This is a genomic window from Streptomyces calidiresistens (assembly GCF_014141525.1).
Taxonomy (GTDB): Bacteria; Actinomycetota; Actinomycetes; order Streptomycetales; family Streptomycetaceae; genus Streptomyces; species Streptomyces calidiresistens.
Genome location: NZ_VKHS01000493.1, coordinates 1 through 4,249, shown reverse-complemented (window position 1 = coordinate 4,249; position 4,249 = coordinate 1). Strand labels below are relative to the sequence as shown.

General features: G+C 72.0%; 3 protein-coding genes. 1 reads left to right on the top strand and 2 read right to left on the bottom strand.

The annotated features are described in order from the left end of the window. Positions 1 to 21 precede the first annotated feature (21 nt). On the top strand, positions 22 to 2,538 hold the full coding sequence (locus FOE67_RS18305) for a DEAD/DEAH box helicase (protein WP_182665646.1): 2,517 nt from the start codon (positions 22 to 24) through the stop codon (positions 2,536 to 2,538). A gap of 302 nt (positions 2,539 to 2,840) precedes the next feature. On the opposite strand, the gene FOE67_RS18300 is transcribed toward FOE67_RS18305, so the two are convergent. Together FOE67_RS18300 and FOE67_RS18295 are read right to left on the bottom strand one after the other, a co-directional pair. Beyond that, entirely contained in the window at positions 2,841 to 3,230 is a 390-nt protein-coding gene (locus FOE67_RS18300; RefSeq protein WP_182665645.1) for a roadblock/LC7 domain-containing protein, read from the bottom strand. A gap of 89 nt (positions 3,231 to 3,319) precedes the next feature. Beyond that, on the bottom strand, positions 3,320 to 4,249 hold a 930-nt coding region (locus FOE67_RS18295), incomplete at its 5' end, for a sensor histidine kinase (RefSeq protein ID WP_228474018.1).

Here is a 4,249-nt window from a genome sequence, read left to right as displayed (position 1 = left end):
GGCGAGGGGCAAGATGGAGCGGTGACCCTCATCGACCGGCTCTCCGAGTCCAACGACCCCGACGACCTCTTCGACGCCTTCTCCTCGTGGGCCGAGGAACGGGGGATCACGCTCTACCCCGCCCAGGAGGAGGCCCTGATCGAAGTGGTCTCGGGCGCCAACGTCATCCTGGCGACCCCCACCGGTTCGGGGAAGTCGCTGGTCGCGGCGGGCGCGCACTTCGCCGCCCTGGCCCGGGACGAGGTCACCTTCTACACCGCGCCGATCAAGGCCCTGGTCTCGGAGAAGTTCTTCGAACTGTGCAAGATCTTCGGCACCGAGAACGTGGGGATGCTGACCGGTGACGCCTCGGTCAACGCCGACGCACCGGTGATCTGCTGCACCGCCGAGGTGTTGGCCTCCATCGCGCTGCGGGACGGCGCGAACGCCGACATCGGCCAGGTGGTGATGGACGAGTTCCACTTCTACGCCGAACCCGACCGGGGCTGGGCCTGGCAGATCCCGCTGCTGGAACTGCCGCAGGCGCAGTTCGTCCTGATGTCGGCGACCCTGGGCGACGTCACCCGGTTCGAGGAGGACCTGACGCGGCGCACCGGCAGGTCGACCGCGGTGGTGCGTTCGGCGACCCGTCCGGTGCCGCTGTCCTACGAGTACCGCGTCACCTCCATGACGGAGACCCTGACCGAACTGTTGGAGACCCGCCAGGCGCCGGTCTACATCGTGCACTTCACCCAGGCGCAGGCGGTGGAGCGGGCCCAGGCGCTGATGAGCATCAACATGTGCACCCGGGCCGAGAAGGACGCGATCGCCGAGTTGATCGGCAACTTCCGTTTCGCCACCGGCTTCGGTCGCAACCTCTCGCGCTGGGTTCGGCACGGGATCGGGGTGCACCACGCGGGGATGCTGCCCAAATACCGGCGGCTGGTGGAGAAGCTGGCCCAGGCCGGTCTGTTGAAGGTGATCTGCGGCACCGACACCCTGGGGGTGGGGGTGAACGTGCCGATCCGCACGGTGCTGTTCACCGCGCTGACCAAGTACGACGGCAACCGGGTGCGGACCCTGCGGGCGCGGGAGTTCCACCAGATCGCCGGGCGGGCCGGCCGGGCCGGGTTCGACACCGCCGGATTGGTGGTGGCCCAGGCCCCCGAGCACGTGGTCGAGAACGAGAAGGCGCTCGCCAAGGCCGGGGACGACCCGAAGAAACGCCGCAAGGTGGTCCGCAAGAAGGCGCCGGAGGGCTTCGTCAACTGGAGCGAGGACACCTTCACCAAGCTGATCGCCGCCGATCCGGAGCCGCTGACCTCGCGCTTCCGGGTCACCCACGCGATGCTGCTGGCGGTCATCGCGCGGCCGGGCAACGCCTTCGACGCCATGCGTCGGCTCCTGGAGGACAACCACGAGCCGCGCCGGCAGCAGTTGCGGCACATCCGACGGGCCATCGCCGTCTACCGCTCGCTGGTGGACGGCGGGATCGTGGAGCGGTTGCCGGAACCGGACGCGGAGGGCCGGATCGTGCGGCTGACGGTGGACCTGCAGGCCGACTTCGCCCTCAACCAGCCGCTGTCCACCTTCGCGTTGGCCTCCTTCGAGCTGTTGGACCCGGAGTCCGAGGGCTACGCGCTGGACATGGTCTCGGTGATCGAGTCGATCCTGGACGACCCGCGTCAGATCCTGGCCGCCCAGCAGAACAAGGCGCGCGGCGAGGCGGTCGCGGCGATGAAGGCGGACGGGGTGGAGTACGAGGAGCGGATGGAGCGGCTGGCCGACATCACCCATCCGCAACCGCTGGCCGAGCTGCTCTTCCACGCCTACGGGGTCTACCGCAAGAGCCACCCGTGGGTGGGCGACCACCCGCTGTCCCCGAAATCGGTGGTGCGGGACATGTACGAACGGGCGATGACCTTCTCCGAGTTCGTGTCCCACTACGAGTTGGCCCGGACCGAGGGCATCGTGCTGCGCTATCTGGCGAGCGCGTACAAGGCGTTGGAGCACACCGTCCCCGACGACCTGAAGACGGGCGAACTGCAGGACATCATCGCCTGGTTGGGCGAGCTGGTCCGCCAGGTGGACTCCAGCCTGCTCGACGAGTGGGAGCAGTTGGCCAACCCGAACGAGAACGAGACCGTGGAGGAGGCCCGGGACCGGGCCGAACAGACCCGTCCGGTCACCGCCAACACCCGGGCCTTCCGGGTGCTGGTGCGCAACGCGATGTTCCGACGGGTGGAGCTGGCGGCCCTGGGCCGCACGGCGGAGCTGGGCGAGTTGGACCGCGGGTCCGGGTGGGACTCCGGGGCCTGGGAACGCGCGATGGAGGGGTACTGGGAGGAGTACGACGAACTGGGCACCGGGGCGGAGGCCCGCGGGCCGGCCCTGCTCGGCATCGAGGAGGCCGCGGCCGAGGGGGTGTGGCGGGTGCGGCAGACCTTCGCCGATCCGGCCGGGGACCGGGACTGGGGCATCTCGGCAGAGGTGGACCTGGCCGCCTCGGACGCGGAGGGACGCGCGGTGGTGCGGGTGACGGACGTCGGCCGGTTGTGATCGGGGGCTCCCGTCATCGGCGGGTGCCGCCGGATCGGGACCACCCGGGCACGTCGGGGGCGCGCGGAGAGTTCTGTGCGCCCCCTGCGCTCCCGTTTCCCCCCGGGACGTGCCGGTGGGGGATGCCGGCGACACCGTGCGTCGCCGGCGGGAAACGCGGAAGCCCCTCCGGCGGGCGTCCGGAGGGGCCTGGTGGTACGGAGTGCGCCGGTGGGCGCGAGGGTCCGCGACCCGTAGGGGGCTCCGTCGGGAACCCCGTCGCCCTCCCCGCGGGAGAGCGGGCCCGGAGCCCCGGGGGCGGGTCACGCCTCGCGCGCGGCCAGTCCCATGTGCTCGCCGACCTTGTTGACCAGCAGGGTCATCTCGTATCCCACCTGCCCCAGGTCGGCCTCGGGGCCGGCGAGCACGCACAGGCAACTGCCGTCCCCGGCCGAGCTCACCATCAACACCCCGTCGTCGAACTCGATCATCGTCTGCCGCACCCCGCCACAGGCGAAGTGCGTGCCCACCCCTTTGGCCAGGCTGTGCAGGCCGGAGGCCACCGCGGCCAGGCGTTCGGCGTTGCCCCGGTCCAGTGCCCGGCTCGTCGAGGTGACCAGGCCGTCCCCGGACAGCAGCAGGACGTGGCGGACCCGGGGCAGGCGCTCCCCCAGGTCGTCCAGCAGCCAGTCGAGTGTGGTGCTCAGTGCCATCCCCAGCTCCCCGTTCTCCGTAGGTGACTGCGATGCCAGCCTTCCCCGGGACGGGTGCGGGGGCAACCGTCCGTGCACAGCGCATCGCGTCACGTCCGGGGCGCCCCCGGGCCCGGGGACGGGTCCCGGGGGGCCCGGGAGGACGGGAAGGGCGCGTCCGGGGCGGTCAACAGCGCCCCCGGAAGCAGCACCGAGACCGTGGTGCCCCGGTGGGGGGAGGATCGGAAGTCCACCAGGAGGCCGCGTCGGCGGGCCAGCCTACCGACCACGAACAGTCCCAGTCGATCGCCGCCGGGCGGAAGGTCCTCCCCCGGTGTTCGCGCCCCCCGCGCCCGCGCCCCGGCGATCTCGAGGTCGGCGGGGGACATGCCGGAGCCCGCGTCCTCGATCCGCAGCAGGTGGCCCCCGGTGACGGCGCGGTCGGTGACGCGGACCCGGGTGTCCACGGGGGAGAACCGGGTGGCGTTCTCGAGCAGTTCGGCGAGGAGGTGGACGACGTCCGTCGCGGCGTGGCCCGGCAGGGAGGGGCGTGGCGCGCCGACGAGATCGACCCGTCGGTAGTCCTCGATCTCACCGATCGCCGCCTGCACCACGTCCGCCAGGGGCACGGTCCCGCGCCGGGTGCGGGTGGGGGCTCCGCCGGCGAGGATGATGAGTGATTCGGTCTGTCGCCGCATCCGGGTGGAGAGGTGGTCGAGGACGAAGAGTTCCTCCAGCGCCGCGGGGTCGTGGGTGCGGCGCTCCATCTCGTCGATGTGGGCCAGTTGACGGTTGACCAGGCATCTGGCACGACGGGCCACGTTCACCACCGCCCGGCGCACGTCCCCCGCCGGGTGGTCGGTCCCGCCCCGGGGGGCGGGCGCCGTCCGCCGCGCCCGGACCACCACTGCCTCCATGGCCTCCAGCGCCTCCCGCACCTCCACGATCTCCCGGAGGGGCGTTTGCGGGAACACGCTCGGGAGACGGTGCGGGAGGGCCCGCAGGCCGGGAGGGGAGCGTCGCGGCGCGGGGGCCCCGGG

Coding starts and splice junctions, on each gene's coding strand:
- FOE67_RS18300 (WP_182665645.1), bottom strand. CDS start 3,230: ATGGCACTGAGCACCACACTCGACTGGCTGCTGGACGACCTGGGGGAG.